The organism is Aureibaculum algae, assembly GCF_006065315.1.
Lineage (GTDB): Bacteria > Bacteroidota > Bacteroidia > Flavobacteriales > Flavobacteriaceae > Aureibaculum > Aureibaculum algae.
Map to the genome: position 1 here is coordinate 719,083 of NZ_CP040749.1, position 19,845 is coordinate 738,927.

Below are 19,845 nucleotides of genomic sequence, written 5' to 3' on the forward strand. Positions count from 1 at the left end.
AAAAATGAAAAAATATATTTATATAACAATAATTATAACAGTTTTAGGTTGGAGCTGCAGTTCCGATGAAGAGTTTTTAGATCGACCACCAACACAAGTATTAACACAAGATCAAGTTTTTAGTGATCCAAATACTATTTTGTCTGTTTTGGCAGGATTGTATGAGCAATATGAAGATTATGGAAGGTTAGATGATTGGTCATCTTTGGCAGATTTTAATGTGGCTTTTTGGTCAGAGAATGGAAGGTATGGTCACTTTCAAGATGATGGATGGGGAAATGGATCTTGGGGCTCTTGGAATTATGGAACCGTTCGCGAGATAAACTTATTTTTAGAACGTTGTGAAGCAACTACAGTGTTGAGTGAGGAACAAAAGGCCCGTTTTTTAGCAGAAGGTCGTTTTTTAAGGGCTTCCATTTATTTTGAAATGGTAAAACGTATTGGAGGAGTGCCACTTATTCTAAAATCTGAAACTTATGACTTTAGTGGGGATGCCACTTATTTGCAACACCCTAGAGAAACTGAAGCTGCTATATATGATTTTGTAATTAGTGAGGCTGAAGCTATTAAAGATGTATTGCCAGCGGATGTAGCTACAAAATCTCGTGCCACAAAAGGGGCAGCATTGGCTATGGAAACCAGAGCAGCACTATATGCCGGTTCAATTGCAAAATATGGTGTCAATACTCCATTGGTGACATTGTCAGGTAACGAGGTTGGAATACCTGCTTCGAAAGCAGATGGGTATTATACTAAAGCCTTAAATGCGGCCGAAGAAATAATAAATGGCAGCGCAGGTGGTTATGATTTATACTTGAAAAAACCGGATGATTTATCGACTAATTTTGCTTCTGTTTTTTATGATAAGTCAAACAATTCTGAAGTAATTTTTGTTGAGGACTATCAATTAAAGACAGATAAGAAGCACTATTTTACAGGATGGAATCAACCTAGGTTTGGTGCTGAAGAGGAAGAAGGAGGTAGGATAAATCCTTCATTGAATTTAGTACAAGCATTTGAAACGTTAGATGGGAATTATGTTAAATTACCAAACAAAGATGGAGGAGGTAGTTATATTTATTATGATGAGATCGATGATATTTTTGAGAATCGAGATGCACGCTTAGCTGGTACAATAATTTTGCCAGGATCATCCTTCAAAGGAAAACCAGTCGATATATGGGCGGGCTATATGCTTTCTGATGGTTCAATTGTAAGTAGTGATGTAAGAGGAGGGAAAAAGGAATTGCCTGGAACTTCAGGCCAAGTGCAAGTTGTAGGATTTGATGGACCTATTGATGGACTGGAATTTGTAGCACAGTCTGGTTTCTATTTACGTAAATATTTAGATCCAAAAGCAGGTTCAGGTCAAAGAGGCGTAAATAGTGATGTTTGGTTTGTACGCTATCGTTTTGCAGAAGTACTTTTGAATGCAGCAGAAGCAGCATTTGAATTAGGTCAGACAGATATTGCCGCTAAATATTTGAATAGAGTAAGGGAACGAGCCGGTATAACTTCTGAATTAACAGCAGGAGATGTTAACTTTAATAAGATTGTACATGAACGCTATGTTGAGCTGGCATTTGAAGGTTTACACTTCTTTGATTTAAAAAGATGGAGATTGGCCCATGTTGTATTCGATGGTAATGAAATATCTGAAAGCGAGATTACCCAAAACATAGGTTCCGCTACAAAACGAGCTACTCAACCTTATGCCATTTGGCCATATAAAATTTATAATCCTAACAGTTCTAATAACGGTAAGTATGTATATAGGGTTTTAAGAACGGATCGTGTTACAGGTGCCGATAATTTTAGATTTGGTAATTATTATTCTGAGATTGGTTCAAATATTATTAATAACAATCCCCTTATTGTTAGAAACCCGAATCATTAATAATTTAAAATATAAAAAAATGAAAATTAGATATTATATATTCCTTTTGGCAGCGATATCGTTAACCGTATCATGTGCCATAGATAATTATGATGAACCTCAATCTTTTTTAACTGGAAAAGTGGTTCATAACGGAGAAATTATTCCAGTGGAAAACGATCAAGTGAAATTTAGACTTTATGAACCAGGCTATCAATTATCTTCAGGCTTTATAGAAGTTACAATAAATCAAGATGGTAGTTATAGTAGTTTGCTTTTTAATGGACAGTATAAATTAATTTTCGAGGAGGGTGAAGGACCATTTAAATCTATAGATACGATTTCAATAGACCTCAAAGGGAGTACGGAAATGGACATTGAGGTTACACCTTATTACATGATTAATAATTCACAAATTTCAAATTCAGGTTCAACTATCAATGCAACTTGTTCTGTGAGTCAGATAATAAATGGAGTTGATGCTAGAGATATTGAACGTGTTACTTTATTTATTAATAAAACACAATTTGTTTCGGGAAATGGCGATGAGAATATTGCTCAGTCCAGTGCGGATGATATTTCCGATTTGAGTAATTTGAGTATGCTTGTTGACATTCCATCCATAACACCAACACAAAATTATGTATTTGCACGTATAGGTGTTAAAATAGTTGATGTACAGGATATGTTATTTACTCCAGTAGAAAAAATATCATTTTAGGTAGCTATTGTTAAAGAAAGACAGACCAATTTTAAAATATATTTGAGTTAGTTTAGTTTTGTTACCGGACTTTGTACCTAAAGTTCGGTAACTTTTTTAACCATTTTGGTAACTTTGAGTTATACCTATGCCATGATTTTTAGGAACATTTATTTACAAACTTTAATTCTTTTGTGGATCTTACAAGTAACATTGTATTCTTGTAAATCTGAAGAAAAAAAAGAAGTGAAAGTTAGATCAGAAACCTATAGCAATCCGCTTGAAGTACAATTTGGAGATCCTTATGTTTTGGATAATGGTAATGGAATTTATTATATGTATGGCACTGGAGGAGGAGCTAAAGATGGTTTTTCTGTATACTCTTCCAATAATCTAATAGATTGGAAGTACGAAAGTCAAGTATATCATGGGAATACCGAAAATTCTTGGAATGTAGGCCATTTTTGGGCACCAGAAGTGTATAAAATAAACAATAAGTTTTACCTGTTTTTTAGTGCAGATTGGCGTAACAACCCAACTAAAGAATTAGAGAACTTTAGGATTGGGGTTGCCATTTCAGATAATCCTACCGGCCCTTTTAGAGATTTGACCGGAGAACCATTATTTGATCCTGGTTATCCAATCATAGATGCAAATGTTTTTAAAGATGAAGATGGGCAGAATTATCTTTTTTATTCTCGAGTCTGTTATAAACATACTGTTACAAGTGAAATTGCAGATTGGGCGAAAAAAGAAGGGCTATATGATACTATTGAAGAAAGTTGGGTATATGGTGTAAAACTTAAATCAGATTTTAAAGGGATTATTGGCGACCCTGTTGTATTGTTAAGACCATCTGAAAAAATCAATAGTAAAAATGCGGAATGGGAAAGTAAGTCGGTTACCTCAAACGAAATTAATAGGAGATGGACAGAGGGATCTTTTACATTTAAGTATAAGGGAATATATTACATTATGTATTCTAGTAATTATTATTTGGGTCCGAATTATGCGGTAGGTTATGCCACAGGGAGTTCTCCATTAGGTCCTTTTAGGAAAGCTGACAACAATCCGGTTTTGGAAAAAAATACTTCAAGTGGAGGTGAAGTAACAGGTACCGGTCACAATATGGTGTTTTCTTTAAATGGTGGTGACAATATGTATACTGTTTATCATGGTAGAACAAAAAAGTCTGGTTTAAATCGGGTCGTTTTTTTAGATGAATTGAAAATATTGGATGATGGTAAGTTGATTATTAATGGACCTACCACCGACACTACATCTATTGTTTGGGATTAAATTAAAAAAATATATTCAGTGGTATGATTTAGGGGTAATATGTGAAAGTACTATTAGTTAAAACGATCTACTTACTAATGTTTTTGAAGTAATTATTACATAATTAGGCCGCAGACGCAGAGCATAAAAAAAATATAAAAAATATGAAAAACAAGTTATTCACATTCCTATTTCTTTTTACATCATTGATTGTTGTATCTCAAGAAAATTTATTAAACAAAAATAAATGGTCTATTGAAAAAGCAAATCAATGGTATGACAATCATAATTGGATAATTGGAGCCAACTTTGTGCCAAGTTCTGCCATAAATCAATTGGAAATGTGGCAAGCCGAAACTTTTGATCCAGAAACAATAGACCGTGAGTTAGGATTTGCAGAGGGGCTCGGTTTCAATACTATGCGCGTTTATTTACATAGTTTAGCATACAAAGCAGACCCAATAGGGTTAAAAAAAAGAATGAATACCTATCTGGCCATAGCAGACAAGCACGCCATAAAAACTATGTTTGTGTTTTTTGACGATGTTTGGCAAAAATCACCTAAGATTGGTAAGCAACAGGAACCAGTCCTTGGTACCCATAATTCAGGCTGGGTGCAAGATCCGGATGATCCTGCACACAAAGAAAAAAAGAATTTTATCGCACTTGAAATTTACGTAAAGGATATTTTAAAAACCTTCGCAAGTGATAAAAGAATTTTATTGTGGGATTTATATAACGAACCCGGAAATGAGGGAAAACGCATGACCACCTTTCCATTACTTAAGGAAATTTTTACATGGGCCCGGGAAATTAATCCAAGTCAACCACTTACCGCTGGACTTTGGGCGTGGGATTTTCAAGAACTCAATGCTTTTCAGGCTTTGAATTCGGACATTTTAACCTATCATAATTATTCAGATGAAAAACACCACCAGCATATCATTAATTTATTAAAATCTCATGGAAGACCAATGATTTGTACTGAGTATATGGCTAGGACGAACAATAGTTATTTCGCTAACATTTTGCCCATATTAAACAGTGAAAATGTGGGGGCAATCAATTGGGGACTTGTTGATGGAAAATCAAATACGAAATATGCATGGAATACACCCATCAAAGACGGAGCAGAACCAGTCGAATGGTTTCACGATGTATTCCGGAAAGATGGAACACCATATAGTCAAGACGAAATAGATTTAATAAAGAAATTAATCGCTAAAACTAATAAATAAGAAACATGAAAAAAATTAAAGCATTTATAACTTTTTTTTTATTAATAGTAATGGTATCCTGTAAAGGAAATGTAAACAAAGAATCTTTCACTGAAGAAACGGAAAGGCCTAAGACACTTCAATTCAAAACATCATTAATAAATACTAGCTTTGATACTATTATTGACTTAAAACCTGTTAAGTTGTATTGGCTGAAAAATGATGATGTAAGATTAGCCATTACTAATTTAGGTGGAAGATTCGTTGGACTTTGGGTAAAAGATGTAAATGGCGAATTTACCGATGTAGTAGTTGGTCACGGTAGTGCCAAAGATTATGTAAATTCTGGAGAACGTTATTTTGGAGCTACAATTGGTCGTGTTGGGAATCGAATTGCTAAAGGGAAATTTAGGTTAAATGGAGAAACATTTAATATACCTATCAATAATGGTGAAAATTCTTTGCATGGCGGTAAAAATGGTTTTCAAGAAGTTGTTTGGGATGCAGAACAACACAATAATACTAAACTAATTTTAAGGTATTTGTCACCTGATATGGAAGAGGGGTTTCCTGGGAACTTACAAACTCAAGTTACATATTCTCTAATTGAAGGCAACATTATAAAGATGGAATATCAAGCTACTACGGATAGACCTACAATAGTAAACCTAACCAATCACGCTTTTTTTAATTTAAATGGTGAAGGTAGTGGAACAATTCTAAATCATAAATTACAAATTTATGCAGATAAATATACTCCTGTTGAACAAGGTTTAATTCCCACAGGAAAAATAGAAGATTTAAAGGGAACTCCTTTTGATTTTACTACACCTAGGACTATTGGTCAAAATATTAATGTCTCTAATAAACAATTGGAATATGGTGGGGGATATGATCATAATTATGTGCTCAACCAGACTAAATCACGTAATATGAACCATGCAGCGACAATTGTGGGTGATAAAACAAATATTCAGATGGAAGTATTTACTATAGAGCCTGGACTCCAGTTTTATAGTGGTAATTTTATGCAGTCCGAAAATATATTCAAATCAGGTGCAAAAGATGATTACAGGACTGCATTTTGTCTAGAAACACAACATTTTCCTGATTCACCAAATCAATCAAATTTTCCTTCAATTGTTTTAAACCCAAATGAAACATATTATACCGTTTCAGAATATCAATTTTCAATCAAATAATACTATTATGAAAAAAAAATATTTTACACTGTTATTTTCAATTTATACTTTTATATCGGGAATAGCTCAAGAACGTCAGGCACCTGCCTATCCGTTGATTACTCATGACCCTTATTTTAGTATTTGGTCTATGGGAGATGAGATCAATTCAACTACGACAAGACATTGGACCAATAAACCACATTCTTTAGTTGGGATGATTAATGTAGACGGTACTAGGTATCGATTTTTAGGAAAAAATGCTGTAGGTTATCACGATGTAGTTCCAGTTTCAAGAAATGGTAAAATTACAGAACAAAAACCGGGATCCGGTTGGGAAAAAAACAGGTTTGATGACAGTACATGGAAAACAGCTAAAGCTCCTTATGGGAACGAGGGTGTTGCCTTTACTACATGGAAAACGGAAAATCTTTGGTGGCGTAAAAAATTCAATTTAGAATCTATAAATTTAGAAGAACTTTTCTTGAAAATATCCCATGATGATGATGTGGATGTATATTTAAATGGCGAAAGAGTCTATAATTGTGAAGAGTGTTGGACGGACCAGAATGAATATAAATACTACCCTATTTCGAATTCAATAAAGGCCAAGTTAAAAAAGAAAAATAATATTTTGGCCATACACGTAAAGAACAACCGGGGTGGTCAATGGTTGAATGCAGGTATTGTGGAAAAAAGAAAAGATAAAAGCGCAGCACTTCAAGCTACACAAACCAACCTTAATCTTAGTGCCACACAAACCTCTTATGTATTAACTTGTGGGGGTGTGGACGTGTATTTGAACTTTACGACACCTGCACTGATGGATGATCTTGATTTGTTATCAAGACCTGTTTCTTATATTTCCATAAAAACTGTACCTAATGATAATAAAAAGCATGAGGTGCAAGTCTTTTTTGGGGCCTCTTCATTAATTGCGGCTAATGATGAGAGTCAAATGATGATCGCACAAAAATCAGCTACTGAACATCTAAATTACCTAAAAGTAGGAACAAAAGATCAGCCTGTTTTGGAAAAAAAAGGTGACATAATAGGTATTGATTGGGGCTATTTGTATGTGGCTACACCTAAAAGTGCAAGGGCAACTCAAAATGTTACTTCTATTGAAAATACAAAAATAGATTTATTAAATGGTAAGCATAGTAAATTTCAAAATACAGGAAAACAATTGATGTTAAATACGATGTTCCCAAAAGAAAAAATAGATTCACCAAAAGAATACTTATTGTTATTAGGTTATGATGACCTTTATTCTATTAATTATTTTGGTAAAAATCTTCATCCTTGGTGGAATAAAGATGGAAAAAACTCATTACCGAAAGAATTGACTAAGGCATTTATAGATTATGAGGAAATTATTAAAAAATGTAATCTTTTTGATAAAGAACTTCGTAATGATGCTTTAGCTGCTGGAGGGGAGAAATATGCCAAACTACTTGAAATTGGTTATCGCCAAAGTATTGCTGCCCATAAATTAGTGGAAAGCCCAGATGGAGAAATTCTTTTTTTATCTAAAGAAAACAATAGTAATGGATCCATAAACACTGTAGATGTCACCTACCCGTCTGCACCTTTGTTTTTAATTTACAACCCCGATCTTTTAAAAGGGATGCTCAATGGTATATTTTATTATAGTGAAAGTGGAAAATGGAAAAAGCCTTTCCCTGCACATGATATTGGTACTTACCCTGTTGCAACAGGCCAGACTTACGGTGAAGATATGCCAATTGAAGAGGCTGGAAACATGCTTGCTTTAACTGCTGCCATAACAAAAGCCGAGGGAAATGCATCTTTTGCGGAAAAACATTGGGAGACGATAACAACATGGGCAAATTATCTTGTAGAAGAAGGGTTAGATCCGGCCAATCAACTTTGTACTGATGATTTTTCTGGACATCTTGCACGTAATGCCAACCTTTCAATTAAAGCTATTGTTGGTGTTGGTGGTTATGGTTATATGGCAAAATTGTTGGGCAAAACTAACGTTGCTGATGAATATACTAAAAAGGCAAAAACAATGGCTAAACAATGGATGGAGTTGGCGGATGCAGGTGATCATTATGCGCTAACTTTTGATGACAAAAAGACTTGGAGCCAAAAATACAATCTAGTTTGGGATAAAATGATAAAACTAGATTTGTTTCCTAAAAAAGTATATGAAACTGAATTGAAATTTTACAATACCAAGAATAATAAATACGGATTACCATTGGATAACAGGTCGGATTATAGTAAGTCTGACTGGATTTTATGGACAGCAACTTTAACGAATTCCAAATCTGATTTTCAAGTATTTGCCGACCCTATTTATTCTTTTGCAAAAGAAACTAAAGATCGTGTGCCTATGAGCGACTGGCATTGGACAACGAGTGGTGATATGAGAGGTTTTAAAGCAAGAAGTGTAGTAGGCGGCTATTTTATAAAATTGTTAGATTATAAATGGAATAACCTCTAAGAAAGTAGTAAGGAATTTAATAAAGCCAAAATTGGTAGCAAGATTTCATTGGGAAAATGCTCTTCGTTGCAATTAAGGGTATCTATTAATTATATATTCCATCATCATCATCATCATCATCATGGGATATTCAAGATTATTAACCATATTCATTTTTTTTAATCGAAAATGGATAACATGAGAATGGATAATTATAAATTTATTTAAGTAAAATAGATGTCAATTTCTTTTCAAGTTTTGATCAATAGATTATTTGATTCTTAAAATAGAAATACAGAGTTACTTCACTTGAATATTTATAATAATAGTAAACAATGCAAGCACAATTTAAAACACACCCTCATCGTCGATATAATATTTTAACAGGCGAATGGGTGTTGGTTTCTCCGCACAGAACAAAAAGGCCTTGGCAAGGTGAAACTGAAGCCTATGTAAAAAAGGATATGATTACGTACGATCGTGAATGTTACCTTTGCCCCACTAACACTAGAATTAATGGTGAGGTGAACCCTGATTATAAAAGCACCTATGTTTTTAAAAATGATTTTGGAGCTCTTCTAGAAGACACTCCTCTATTTGAATATAAAGAAGGGTTACTTCTTGCGGAAGGTGAAAAAGGAATTTCTAAAGTGATCTGTTTTTCTCAGAATCATTCACTAACTATTCCAGATATGGAAATAGCTGATTTGGTTTACGTAGTTGAAACTTGGCAAAACGAGTTTACTGAACTAGGGAATACCAAAGACATAAACTATGTGCAAATATTTGAAAATAAAGGTGCCATTATGGGATGTAGCAATCCGCATCCACATGGGCAAGTATGGGCGCAACATTCGATACCCACGGAGGTTGAAAAAAAGACAAATTCACAAAAGAACTATTTAGAAAAAACGGGTTCGGGATTATTACAAGATTATATAGAGCAAGAATTAAATGAAGATATTAGAGTGATATCGCAAAATAAAAGTTTTGTAACTCTAATTCCTTTTTGGGCCGTTTGGCCTTACGAAGCTATGATTGTGCCAAAACGGAAAATGGCAAATATATTAGGGTTGACTGATAAAGAAAAAGTTGATTTTGCAGAGCAATTAAAAATACTTACACAGAAATATGACGCTCTTTTTGACACCTCTTTTCCATATTCTTCCGGGATACATCAAGCACCAACAGATGGTTCCTATTATAAAGAGTGGCATTGGCATATGAGTTTTTATCCGCCCTTATTACGATCTGCAACTGTGAAAAAATTCATGGTAGGTTATGAAATGTTTGCCATGGCTCAACGTGATATTACCGCTGAATCAGCAGCTGAAAAATTAAAATCACTTTAATGATGGAAGACATAGAATTTAATGCAAGCAATTGGGATTTAATTATAGATTCTCCTGGAAGAATAAATATTATTGGAGAACACACAGACTATAACCATGGTTTTGTTTTACCGACAGCTATTGATAAAAAAATTCAATTTAAATTTAATAAAAATGGAAGTTTAAACACATGTAACATCCATAGTAACAACTTCAATACAGGTTTTAGTTTTGAGCTAAATGCAATAGCTAAAAGTGAAAAGCAATGGGAAAATTATGTCTTGGGGGTTATTTACGAAATACAACAACTTTCTGATCAATTACAAGGGTTTAACTGTGTATTAGATGGTGACATCCCTGTTGGTTCAGGAATCAGTTCATCAGCAGCTTTAGAATGTGGGTTGGCTTTTGGCTTGAATGAATTGTTTGATTTGAAGTTATCAAAACTAACCATTGTAGAATTGTCTCAACGTGCAGAGCATAATTATGTTGGAACTAAATGTGGTATAATGGATCAATTTGCATCTGTTATGAGCAAGAAAGACCATGTGATTCTTCTCGATTGCCAATCTTTAGATTTTGAATATGTCCCTATTAAAATAGAACCCTTTAAAATCTTACTATTAAATACAAATGTGTCACATAATTTGGCTTCTGGAGAATATAATGTAAGAAGAAGTCAATGTGAAGCAGGTGTGAAAATTATTAAGAAAAGATATCCAGAAGTACATTCTTTACGTGATGTTTCTGGCACTATGCTAAACGAGTTTAAAAACGAACTTTCTGAAGTTATTTTCAAAAGATGTACTTATGTTATTGAAGAAAAAGAACGTGTTTTAAACACTGTAGCAGCATTAAAAAAATCATTTTTACATAAGCTCGGTGAAAATATGTATAAAACGCATGAAGGCTTGCAAAATTTGTATGAAGTGAGTTGCCCTGAATTAGATTTCCTAGTTGATTTTTCTAGAAATTATGACGAAGTAATTGGGGCTAGAATGATGGGCGGTGGTTTTGGTGGATGTACTATAAATATTATTCATCAAGATGCTGTAGCCTCTTTTATCAAAGAAGTTTCAAAAGCTTATTTTGACAAATACAAAATTAAACTCACGGCTTTTGAAGCGATGCCTTGTGGAGGCACTAGCATTAAAACCACTTAAACTTATACAATTATGACAGCACATTTCGGATTTTGGGATTATTTTATATTTATAACCTATGCACTACTTATTTTAGGAGTAGGTTTATGGGTATCACGCGATAAAAAAGGACATCAAAAGAACGCTGAGGATTATTTTTTGGCGAGTAAGTCATTGCCATGGTGGGCAATTGGAGCTTCTTTGATAGCTGCGAATATCTCCGCAGAACAATTTATAGGGATGTCAGGATCAGGATTTGCTTCTGGATTGGCTATTGCCTCATATGAATGGATGGCCGCATTGACCTTATTAATTGTGGGTAAATATTTCTTACCTATTTTTATTGAAAAGGGTCTGTATACCATTCCCGAATTTGTAGAAAAAAGGTATTCTACCAATCTTAAGACCATTTTAGCGGTATTTTGGATTGCTTTATATGTGTTTGTCAACTTAACGACAGTATTGTATTTAGGAGCTTTAGCCTTAGAAACGATTATGGGCGTACCTATGGTTTATGGCGTGTTGGGACTTGCACTTTTTGCGGCTGCCTATTCACTTTACGGTGGATTATCTGCTGTAGCATGGACAGATGTAATACAAGTTGTGTTTTTAATTTTAGGAGGCTTGGTGACTACTTATTTAGCCTTGGATACAGTTTCTGGTGGAAACGGTTTTTTAGCCGGACTTACCAGAGTTTATGAAGAAGTACCTGATCGTTTTGCAATGATCTTAGATAAATCAAATCCTGAATTTAAAAACTTACCAGGTATTGCCGTTTTAGTAGGAGGAATGTGGGTTGCCAATTTGTATTATTGGGGTTTTAACCAATACATCATTCAAAGAACGTTGGCCGCTAAATCTTTAAAAGAAGCCCAAAAAGGTATTTTATTAGCTGCGTTTTTAAAACTGATAATACCCTTAATAGTTGTTATTCCAGGTATTACAGCCTATGTAATGATAAACGACCCAGAAATTATGGCCAGTCTTGGTGATGCCGGGCTAAAAAACTTACCCACTTTAGATCAAGCGGATAAAGCATATCCATGGTTATTACAATTTTTACCAACGGGGCTAAAAGGTGTGGCATTTGCAGCATTGGCTGCCGCTATCGTATCATCGTTGGCTTCGATGTTAAATTCAACGTCAACCATTTTTACAATGGACATTTACAAGCAGTATATCAACAAAAATGCAAATGATAAGAGTACAGTAGGTATGGGTAGAATATCTGCAGGAGTTGCTTTACTTATTGCAGCACTTTTAGCTCCACAATTGGGTAATTTAGATCAGGCATTTCAATTTATTCAAGAATATACGGGTATTGTAAGTCCTGGTATTTTAGCCGTATTTATGTTAGGTTTATTCTGGAAAAAAACAACAAACAAAGCGGCCATTATTGGTGCGTTATCTTCTATACCTATTGCCATGTATTTTAAAGTAGGCCCAAATGGATGGTCAACAAGCTCTCTATTTGTTGATGTTCCTTTTATGGATCAAATGGGATATACATTTATATTAACGATGGTAGTTATAATTATAGCCAGTTTAATACAGCATCATGGTAAAAATGATGAGAAAGGAATAGATATTAAAAAGGGCTTATTTAAAACGAGTCCGGTCTTTAATATTGGTGCCTTTATAGTGATGATTATATTAGTCTTATTGTATTCTGTATTCTGGAATTGGTATTGTTTGAACCCTTAACAACTAAATAAGAATGGAATTCCGACCGATTTTAATTTAAAGGAATCTGCTGGTCACTCATTGATTTTAAAAAAAACATAGATAAATAGTTAAACCTAATTTTTTTTAATGAGTAAATCAAAGTCATATATTTTGTTACGCACTATTTCTAGAATAGTGATGCCATTGAAATGCTACTTTGAACATTATTCTAGAGCAACTAATAATCAATAGTGAAGATTTTACCTTATCAAATTATCATTACTAATTGATTTTGGTATATATTTTTATTTTTATCAAAAGTCAAACTTTGAATTTTTTAATCAGGATTCTTTCTGATTAAGCGTTCGTCTTGTGAATTCTAAGGGGTTTATAATTGATGAAGCCTCTGCTGCTTTTTGGGGTGTCAAAAAACAGGCATAGCATAACCAACTCTAAATTAAGTCAATTTGTTCTGTCCGTTTAACTGTCGGTACACTCCCTTTACTAATGACTTAAAAAGAGTTGCTAATGCTATTATGGAACTTGTAAAGACTATACAAAGTTTTAACAAAAAAAACGGTTTCTACTTCCTTGAAAATCCAAGGATTTTACTACATGGCAGACACTCCTGATTTATTTTTCTAAAAGTCTTGACAAAACCCACTTCGTCAATTGTGCTATGCACGAAAGAAATTATACAGACCCCCTTAAAATTCAATTCAATTTAATTCAACATGGGGATTATTAATCTTTTAAATCATTTATTATGAGCACAATTAAAAATCACGTACAGTTAATCGGAAATGTTGGACAAAAACCAATAATTACAAACCTTGAAAATGATAAAAAAGTAGCTCGCTTATCATTGGCGACCAATGAAAACTACAAAAATAACAAGGGCGAAAAACAAACCGATACAAATTGGCATTCAATCGTAGCCTGGGGTAAAATCGAGGGGATTATCGAAGAGTTTGTATATCAAGGCAAAAAAATTGGGATAGCTGGGAAATTAAAGACGAGGAATTATGAATCCAAAGGTGGTGAAAAACAGTATGTAACGGAAATTATAGTCAATGAAATTCTTTTGTTAAAAGGAAATTCAAATAAGTAATATATTAAAAATAAAGAGGATGCGTCTCAAATGCTATGCCCTCTTTTTATTAACCTAATTCAAAAATTAATCATGAAATCCAAGATGTGCAAATCGCAAAATAAAGATTCAACTTTGAATAAAGTCAAAATTAATGAAATACGAATAAGTTACATAGAGAGAAACACAACATTAAACTCTAAAGCGATTACTGGTTCAGTTGAAGCGAGAAATTTGCTTTTTGATAATTGGGACAAAAATACCATAGCTTTACATGAGACTTTTAAGGTATTACTATTGAATAATTCAAACAAGGTTAAAGGAGTTTATGAATTGTCAAACGGAGGAATAACAGGAACTTTAGTTGATATTTGTATTCTTTTTGCCATTGTTTTAAAATCATTAAGTGTTGGAATTATTGTAGCACATAACCATCCAAGTGGTTCCTTAAAAGCGAGTGAAGCAGACATACAGCTCACTCAAAAGATTAAAACAGCGGCTACTTTATTAGATGTAAAAGTACTTGACCATGTCATAATTAGCCCTAGTGGCCAATTTTATAGTTTCGCGGATAACAATATGTTATAATTACTACACACCCCATACTGGCAATTTTCAATTTTTATTAAAGTTAACATGTAAGAATTACAAAGACTTGGAACATTCAAGCACTTTTTTTTAGTTTTTTTTAAAAAAAATGACGCCTTTAGACGATAAAGTTCATGAAATCATATGGATTACAGTCAAAACAAACCATTTGAAAATAATCTTCATTTTGATTTTACACGTAAATAAAATAACTTTAAAAAGAAACTGATGAGAATCAGTTTTTTGAAATATTTTGCTCCCATAGGAGAAAATATGGAAAAGCAAGAGGGTAGCGTGCAAAGCACCGCTACAGATTCATTTTGCTTCGCAAAGCACTGTGTTTAAAGGGTTTTTGGAAGATGTAAAGTTTTTGACAGAAAAACAAATTGTAACAATTTCTTCGCAAAGCCTTGGAAACATTGAAAAAAATTGTCACAATAGACATTGAAACAAATTAAAAAATGGATGATTTTAATACAGTACGGTTAAAAAGAAAAACCTTGTCACGGTTCAAACACTTTTCCAAAAAGGTGTCAAAATCCTATTCTGAAACCTTAGAGATTATCATCAACTTTTTTGAATGGCATGGCTTTTTACCGGCTGACCGATTTGAACAGAGTATCGTTCAGGAAATCGTAAAAAATAGAAAACGTACCAATGCCTCTATAGCCATTATGAAAAGCATAGAAAAAGAACAGACCAAACCAACAACGGCCATGCTATTATCGTTGTTTGAAGAAAACCTAGTCCAAACAAAAGAAGAACCGGAAATGGTTGAAAGGAAATTTACCGATATGCCAATAAAAGAAAATAAACCCATTGAAGAAACGACTGTACCCAAAATCCGATATGAACGATTGACCGAGAAAATGAATGTAGTAAAACAGGATTTTTCCAATGTACTGGATAATGTAAAAATAGTAAAAAGCAGTTTCGGTAAAAACTATTTGAAGTTAGAGCTATCAGAAGCGGAACTAGTAAAATTAAAAAGAACATTACAAAATATCTAAAAATGTATATCGCCATTACCAAGCAACAATTGGGAATGAATTATAAGGGAAGCGTAAGTGATTTTGTCAATTATTTAAAAAAGGAAAATGAAGATAAAAGTTTGGAGCTTCAGGAACATTTTTTTGACCAGTATAATGACAAGGTAAGTCCAGAAAGTGTTATTGCTGAAATTGACGGAAATACAGCCAAGCTTTCCCAAAAAGACCCAAAATTTTATTCTTTGGTGGTCAGTCCAAGTCCAAGGGAGTTAAAACATATCAATAATAATTCTGAGCAACTGCGTAAATATGTCAGGGAAATCATGAAGGATTATTCCGATTCCTTTTATAGGGATCAAAAAGTTACCGTGGACGACATTAAATATTATGCAAAGTTGGAACATGAACGCACCTATAAGGGAACAGATAAAAAGATACAAGAAAACCAACCTTATGCCACAAAAATTCTGCAACTCAAAAATGAAATTAGAAATATCCACCAAGGTACTATAACAGGTAACATCAAAAAACTGGAAAAAGAAATTGCCCAATTAGAAAAAGAAGCCCCACACCAACAGCAAGGCAAACGTATTGTTAGGGGGATGAGAAAGGAAGGCTACCAGACCCATATCCATATTGTTGTTAGCAGAAAGGATAGAACCAATTCGTTTAGCCTATCTCCTGGATCAAAATATAAACAATCTGAAACTGTACTGAATGGCAAAATAGTTAAACAGGGCTTTCACAGAGAGAAATTTTATAAAGCCGCTGAAAAAAGATTTGATATTGCCTTTGGCTACAATCGAAATTTTGTTGAAAGCTATAAGGCGAAAAATATGTTTATAAAAGACCCTAAAAAGTTTTTTGCCACACTGGTCGGTTTACCATCAACCGAAAAACAAATGGCTTTTAAATTGCTGCATAAGGCAGGGGTAAACATTCCCAATATCCCTACAAATAAAGTGCAATTGGCATATAATGCATTTATGAAGCTTAAAAAAGGAGTGGGAAAAGCGATAAACTCTGGTTCAATTGGGATTTAATAATAATTTGTAAGAATATTAATTATGGAAGAAATGTATAGGTTGATTTTTTTTATTGCATTGGGCTGTATCATGTCCTATTTGATTATAAGGCTTGTTCGTTATGGTTTTTTTCTGATGTGCCTGTGTATAATCGGTGTGTCTTTGATTGGATATTACGCTCTGGAATTGTCGTCTTTTTTAAAGATGCTACTTTATATTACAATCCCATTTTTGTTCTTAAATGGGTTGTTATATGTGTTTGTTGTCAAAGATGAAACAACTGACAAAAAAAATAAAAAATATAGGATAGTACTCAATACAAAAGGCTCTCGTTTTGTATTGGAAAACATCCGCAGAGGAATCTCTATTATTGGTTCGGCGGGTAGCGGTAAAACGGAAAGTGTCGTGTATAATTTTTTAGAACATTTTGGTAAAAACGCTTTTTGTGGCGTTATGCACGATTACAAAGATTTTGAAATTACCGAAATGGCATATCCTATATTTCAAAAAAGCAGTAACAATTTTTATATTGTTTCTTTTGAACCTATTTATCATAGGATCAATCCCATCGCTCCTCGATATTTGCCAGATGAAGAAAGTGTCTATGAAATTTCACGGGTGTTGTTAGAGAACCTTTTGGAATTGAAAGAATCTGACAATAACAGTACCTCCCGATTTTTTAAGGACGCTGTGGAAGGTTTGATAGGTGGTTTGATATGGAGACTCAAAACAGACTACGAAGATTATTGTACCATTCCACATTTAATTGCCTTATACCAGCATTTGGAAACAAAAGCACTCATTACTTTTTTAAAAGCAGATTTGACGGCTAAGGGAATGGCAGATGCTTTTATAAGCGGTGTAGGTTCGGACAGACAAACGGCAGGAGTTAAAAGCACATTGGCCAATGCCTTTAAAAAAATAAGTACTAAAAAGATATTCATGGTGCTTTCCGCAGATGATATCCCATTGGATGTCAACAATCCTTTAAATCCAGCGGTTATTTCCATAGTTAACAATCCTAAAAAAGAATCTTCATTGTCCCCTATCATCGCCACTATAATGCACACCATCACCAAACAAATGAGCGAACGGGGTCAAAACCCTTCTTTTGTTTTATTAGAGGAAGCATCTACCATTCGTTTGCTAAATATGCACCGGATTCCAGCTACATTGAGAAGCTATGATATTATAACGCTTTACGTACTACAAGACAAAATACAGAACGATATGATGTATGGAGACCGAGCTAGCCGTGCCATTTTAAGTAATCTGTCTTACCAGTTTTTTGGTAAGGCCAATGATCCCGATACGGCAAAGTATTATGAACGCTTTTTTGAGATCGTAAAAAAAGAAACAAGAAGTATCAATAAGGGTTATAACCTAAATTTTGATACTCGCGTTACTCATGGTGAAAAAGAAGTTGCCAAGACAAGGGCAGATGCCTTTTATGGTTTAAAGCAGGGGGAGTTTATCGTATTTGCTGATGGTAAAGACAAAAAGTTACAATTCAAACATCCTAAAATTAAAAAAGAATTACCCACTATAAATAAAATCAACCACAACGACTTGGATGCGAATTTTTTAAAAATTCATAATGAGGTAAAATCGATTTTCAAATAGCTCAATTGGAATTTAGACCAACATCTTATAGAAAAAAGATTTTTTAATTGATAAATTACTACTGTTATATATATCGATGAATATGTTAAAATTAAAAATAATTCTTGATTTATATACAATTAATAATACAATTTATTCTATTATATTTAGAATTAGTCTTAGAAACTACAAATTAGCAGAAAATGGAAGTATCATCAATTTTTCATCCACCGTTACGCGTACCATTTTTCCAATGTATGATATTTATTCTGCGAGTAAAGCTGCAGTAGAGCAAATGAGTAAAGTGTTTGGGAAAGAAATTGGATTTAGAGGTATTAACGTAAACCGTGTATTACCCGGACCAACAAGTACAGATTTGTTTTTAAAAGGAAAATCTGAAGAATTAATTGCTCAAATTGCAAGTACAAACGCATTCAAACGCTTAGGAACACCAGAGGAAATTGCAAGAATAGTTACTTTTTTAGCAAGTGATGATGCAAAATGGATTAATGGACAAAGCATTGGAGCTAACGGAGGTATGGCGTAATTTAAAACTAATTTTCATGAATCAATTTGTACCCCAATAACGATGGGTGCTTTCAGTGCATTCGCAGTATTTATATCGTTTTCATTGCGTTGGCCAACTTGGGTACTTTTAATGGCATGGTTAAGTTTTTACATGTTTGGGAAGATCTTAAAAAAGTAATCTATTCATTAACACCTATCACAACTGGAATAATAATGAGTATTGTCGTTCAATCATTAGGAGGATCTTTAAGTGGTCACTTTGGAGTAATTGAATTTATAATATTAAATGCAATTAAAAATTCGGTCACTTAAATAAAAGGTTCTTGCACTTTATGCTAATGGGATTTCTTATCCTTTGTTTGTTTTTTTACAAAATTTAGTAATAAAGGAAATGCGGGATAACCCATATTATGACCATACCCATCCATTTCATATAATGAAATGTTTTTTTGACCATTCACTTTCATCATTCGATAGAAGTAAGCATTTTCTTCATATCTACCTAACATTTCTAATTCACGATCACCTGTTATTAATAGAATAGGGGGGGCATCTCCTCGAACATAAAATAAAGGAGCAAATCTATCAACAATCGGTTGTTCACCATTTATTCCTTGTTCTGCTCTAATAGTGAAGTGTGTTATTGTATGCCCACTGAATGGTATTAATCCCGCAATTGTATTGGTATCTAATTTGTGTTTTTTTAGAAGATTTTGATCCATTACAGTCATAAGTGCAAGGTAGCCACCTGCAGAATGTCCAGAGACAAAAACAGCTTCTGAATCACCATTATAATGTTCTATGTTTTTTAACACCCAGGCCACTGCTGCTGTTGCATCTTCGATACTTTTTTCAGCCTTTACTTTTGGTGAAAGTCTATAACCAACTCCAACAATACAATACCCTGTGTTTTTTAGCGCTTCAGGTATTTCTTTATTACCTGATGTTAATCCACCGCCATGAAACCATATAATAACAGGTACTTTTTTCTTTGATTTAGGATAATATATATCTAATAGACATTTTTCTTTTTTGTAAGTGTCTTGTTGGTTGGTGTCATAATATGAAATATTATTGAGCTGTTTATATTCTAGGTTTTGCGATAGAACGGTGATTGGTAATACAAAAAACAGAAGGTATAAGAAGATTTTATTCATGTGATTGGCCTCTAATATAAT

At 33.6% G+C, this 19,845-nt stretch carries 16 protein-coding genes; 15 read left to right on the forward strand and 1 reads right to left on the reverse strand.

Annotated features, from left to right (window positions below; translation table 11 throughout):
• The first annotated feature begins 4 nt into the window (after positions 1-4).
• The 15 genes from FF125_RS02845 to FF125_RS02915 all read left to right on the forward strand — a co-directional run bounded on the left by FF125_RS02845 (position 5) and on the right by FF125_RS02915 (position 18,686).
• Positions 5-1,897, forward strand: a complete 1,893-nt coding sequence (locus FF125_RS02845; protein ID WP_138948358.1) for a RagB/SusD family nutrient uptake outer membrane protein — start codon at positions 5-7, stop codon at positions 1,895-1,897.
• 19 nt (positions 1,898-1,916) lie between these two features.
• Entirely contained in the window at positions 1,917-2,597 is a 681-nt protein-coding gene (locus FF125_RS02850) for a DUF3823 domain-containing protein (RefSeq protein ID WP_138948359.1), read from the forward strand.
• Positions 2,598-2,729: 132 nt separating this feature from the next.
• Positions 2,730-3,875 (forward strand): glycoside hydrolase family 43 protein, encoded by a 1,146-nt coding sequence (locus FF125_RS02855; protein WP_138948360.1) that lies wholly within the window; start codon positions 2,730-2,732, stop codon positions 3,873-3,875.
• Positions 3,876-4,018: 143 nt separating this feature from the next.
• The gene (locus FF125_RS02860) at positions 4,019-5,092 is read left to right on the forward strand and encodes a glycoside hydrolase 5 family protein (protein ID WP_138948361.1); all 1,074 of its coding nucleotides are present in this window, start codon (positions 4,019-4,021) and stop codon (positions 5,090-5,092) included.
• A gap of 5 nt (positions 5,093-5,097) precedes the next feature.
• Entirely contained in the window at positions 5,098-6,273 is a 1,176-nt protein-coding gene (locus FF125_RS02865; RefSeq protein WP_138948362.1) for an aldose epimerase family protein, read from the forward strand.
• A gap of 7 nt (positions 6,274-6,280) precedes the next feature.
• On the forward strand, positions 6,281-8,728 hold the full coding sequence (locus tag FF125_RS02870) for a glutaminase domain-containing protein (protein WP_138948363.1): 2,448 nt from the start codon (positions 6,281-6,283) through the stop codon (positions 8,726-8,728).
• A gap of 314 nt (positions 8,729-9,042) precedes the next feature.
• Positions 9,043-10,059 carry a UDP-glucose--hexose-1-phosphate uridylyltransferase gene (locus tag FF125_RS02875; protein ID WP_138948364.1) on the forward strand — a complete coding sequence of 339 codons (1,017 nt, stop codon included), beginning with the start codon at positions 9,043-9,045 and terminating at the stop codon, positions 10,057-10,059.
• Complete coding sequence (gene galK / locus FF125_RS02880) at positions 10,059-11,201, forward strand: galactokinase (RefSeq protein WP_317129656.1); 1,143 nt, start codon at positions 10,059-10,061, stop codon at positions 11,199-11,201. The genes FF125_RS02875 and galK overlap by 1 nt, the downstream gene beginning before the upstream one ends.
• A gap of 12 nt (positions 11,202-11,213) precedes the next feature.
• Positions 11,214-12,884: a sodium/sugar symporter gene (locus FF125_RS02885; RefSeq protein ID WP_138948365.1), complete on the forward strand. Its 1,671-nt coding sequence runs from the start codon at positions 11,214-11,216 to the stop codon at positions 12,882-12,884.
• Between the two features lie 727 nt (positions 12,885-13,611).
• Positions 13,612-13,956 (forward strand): single-stranded DNA-binding protein, encoded by a 345-nt coding sequence (locus tag FF125_RS02890; RefSeq protein WP_138948366.1) that lies wholly within the window; start codon positions 13,612-13,614, stop codon positions 13,954-13,956.
• Between the two features lie 114 nt (positions 13,957-14,070).
• Entirely contained in the window at positions 14,071-14,523 is a 453-nt protein-coding gene (locus tag FF125_RS02895; RefSeq protein WP_394344121.1) for a JAB domain-containing protein, read from the forward strand.
• Positions 14,524-14,984: 461 nt separating this feature from the next.
• Positions 14,985-15,533 carry a BfmA/BtgA family mobilization protein gene (locus tag FF125_RS02900; protein WP_317129657.1) on the forward strand — a complete coding sequence of 183 codons (549 nt, stop codon included), beginning with the start codon at positions 14,985-14,987 and terminating at the stop codon, positions 15,531-15,533.
• Between the two features lie 2 nt (positions 15,534-15,535).
• Positions 15,536-16,555, forward strand: coding sequence for a MobB family relaxase (gene mobB / locus FF125_RS02905; protein WP_138948368.1), 1,020 nt, complete (start codon positions 15,536-15,538; stop codon positions 16,553-16,555).
• A 24-nt stretch (positions 16,556-16,579) separates the two neighbouring features.
• Positions 16,580-18,160, forward strand: coding sequence for a type IV secretory system conjugative DNA transfer family protein (locus FF125_RS02910; RefSeq protein ID WP_138948369.1), 1,581 nt, complete (start codon positions 16,580-16,582; stop codon positions 18,158-18,160).
• Positions 18,161-18,242: 82 nt separating this feature from the next.
• Positions 18,243-18,686, forward strand: a complete 444-nt coding sequence (locus tag FF125_RS02915; RefSeq protein WP_250629669.1) for an SDR family oxidoreductase — start codon at positions 18,243-18,245, stop codon at positions 18,684-18,686.
• A gap of 316 nt (positions 18,687-19,002) precedes the next feature.
• Here the strand turns inward: FF125_RS02915 and FF125_RS02920 are convergent, their stop codons facing one another.
• Positions 19,003-19,824: an alpha/beta hydrolase gene (locus FF125_RS02920; RefSeq protein WP_138948371.1), complete on the reverse strand. Its 822-nt coding sequence runs from the start codon at positions 19,822-19,824 to the stop codon at positions 19,003-19,005.
• Between the last annotated feature and the right edge of the window lie 21 nt (positions 19,825-19,845).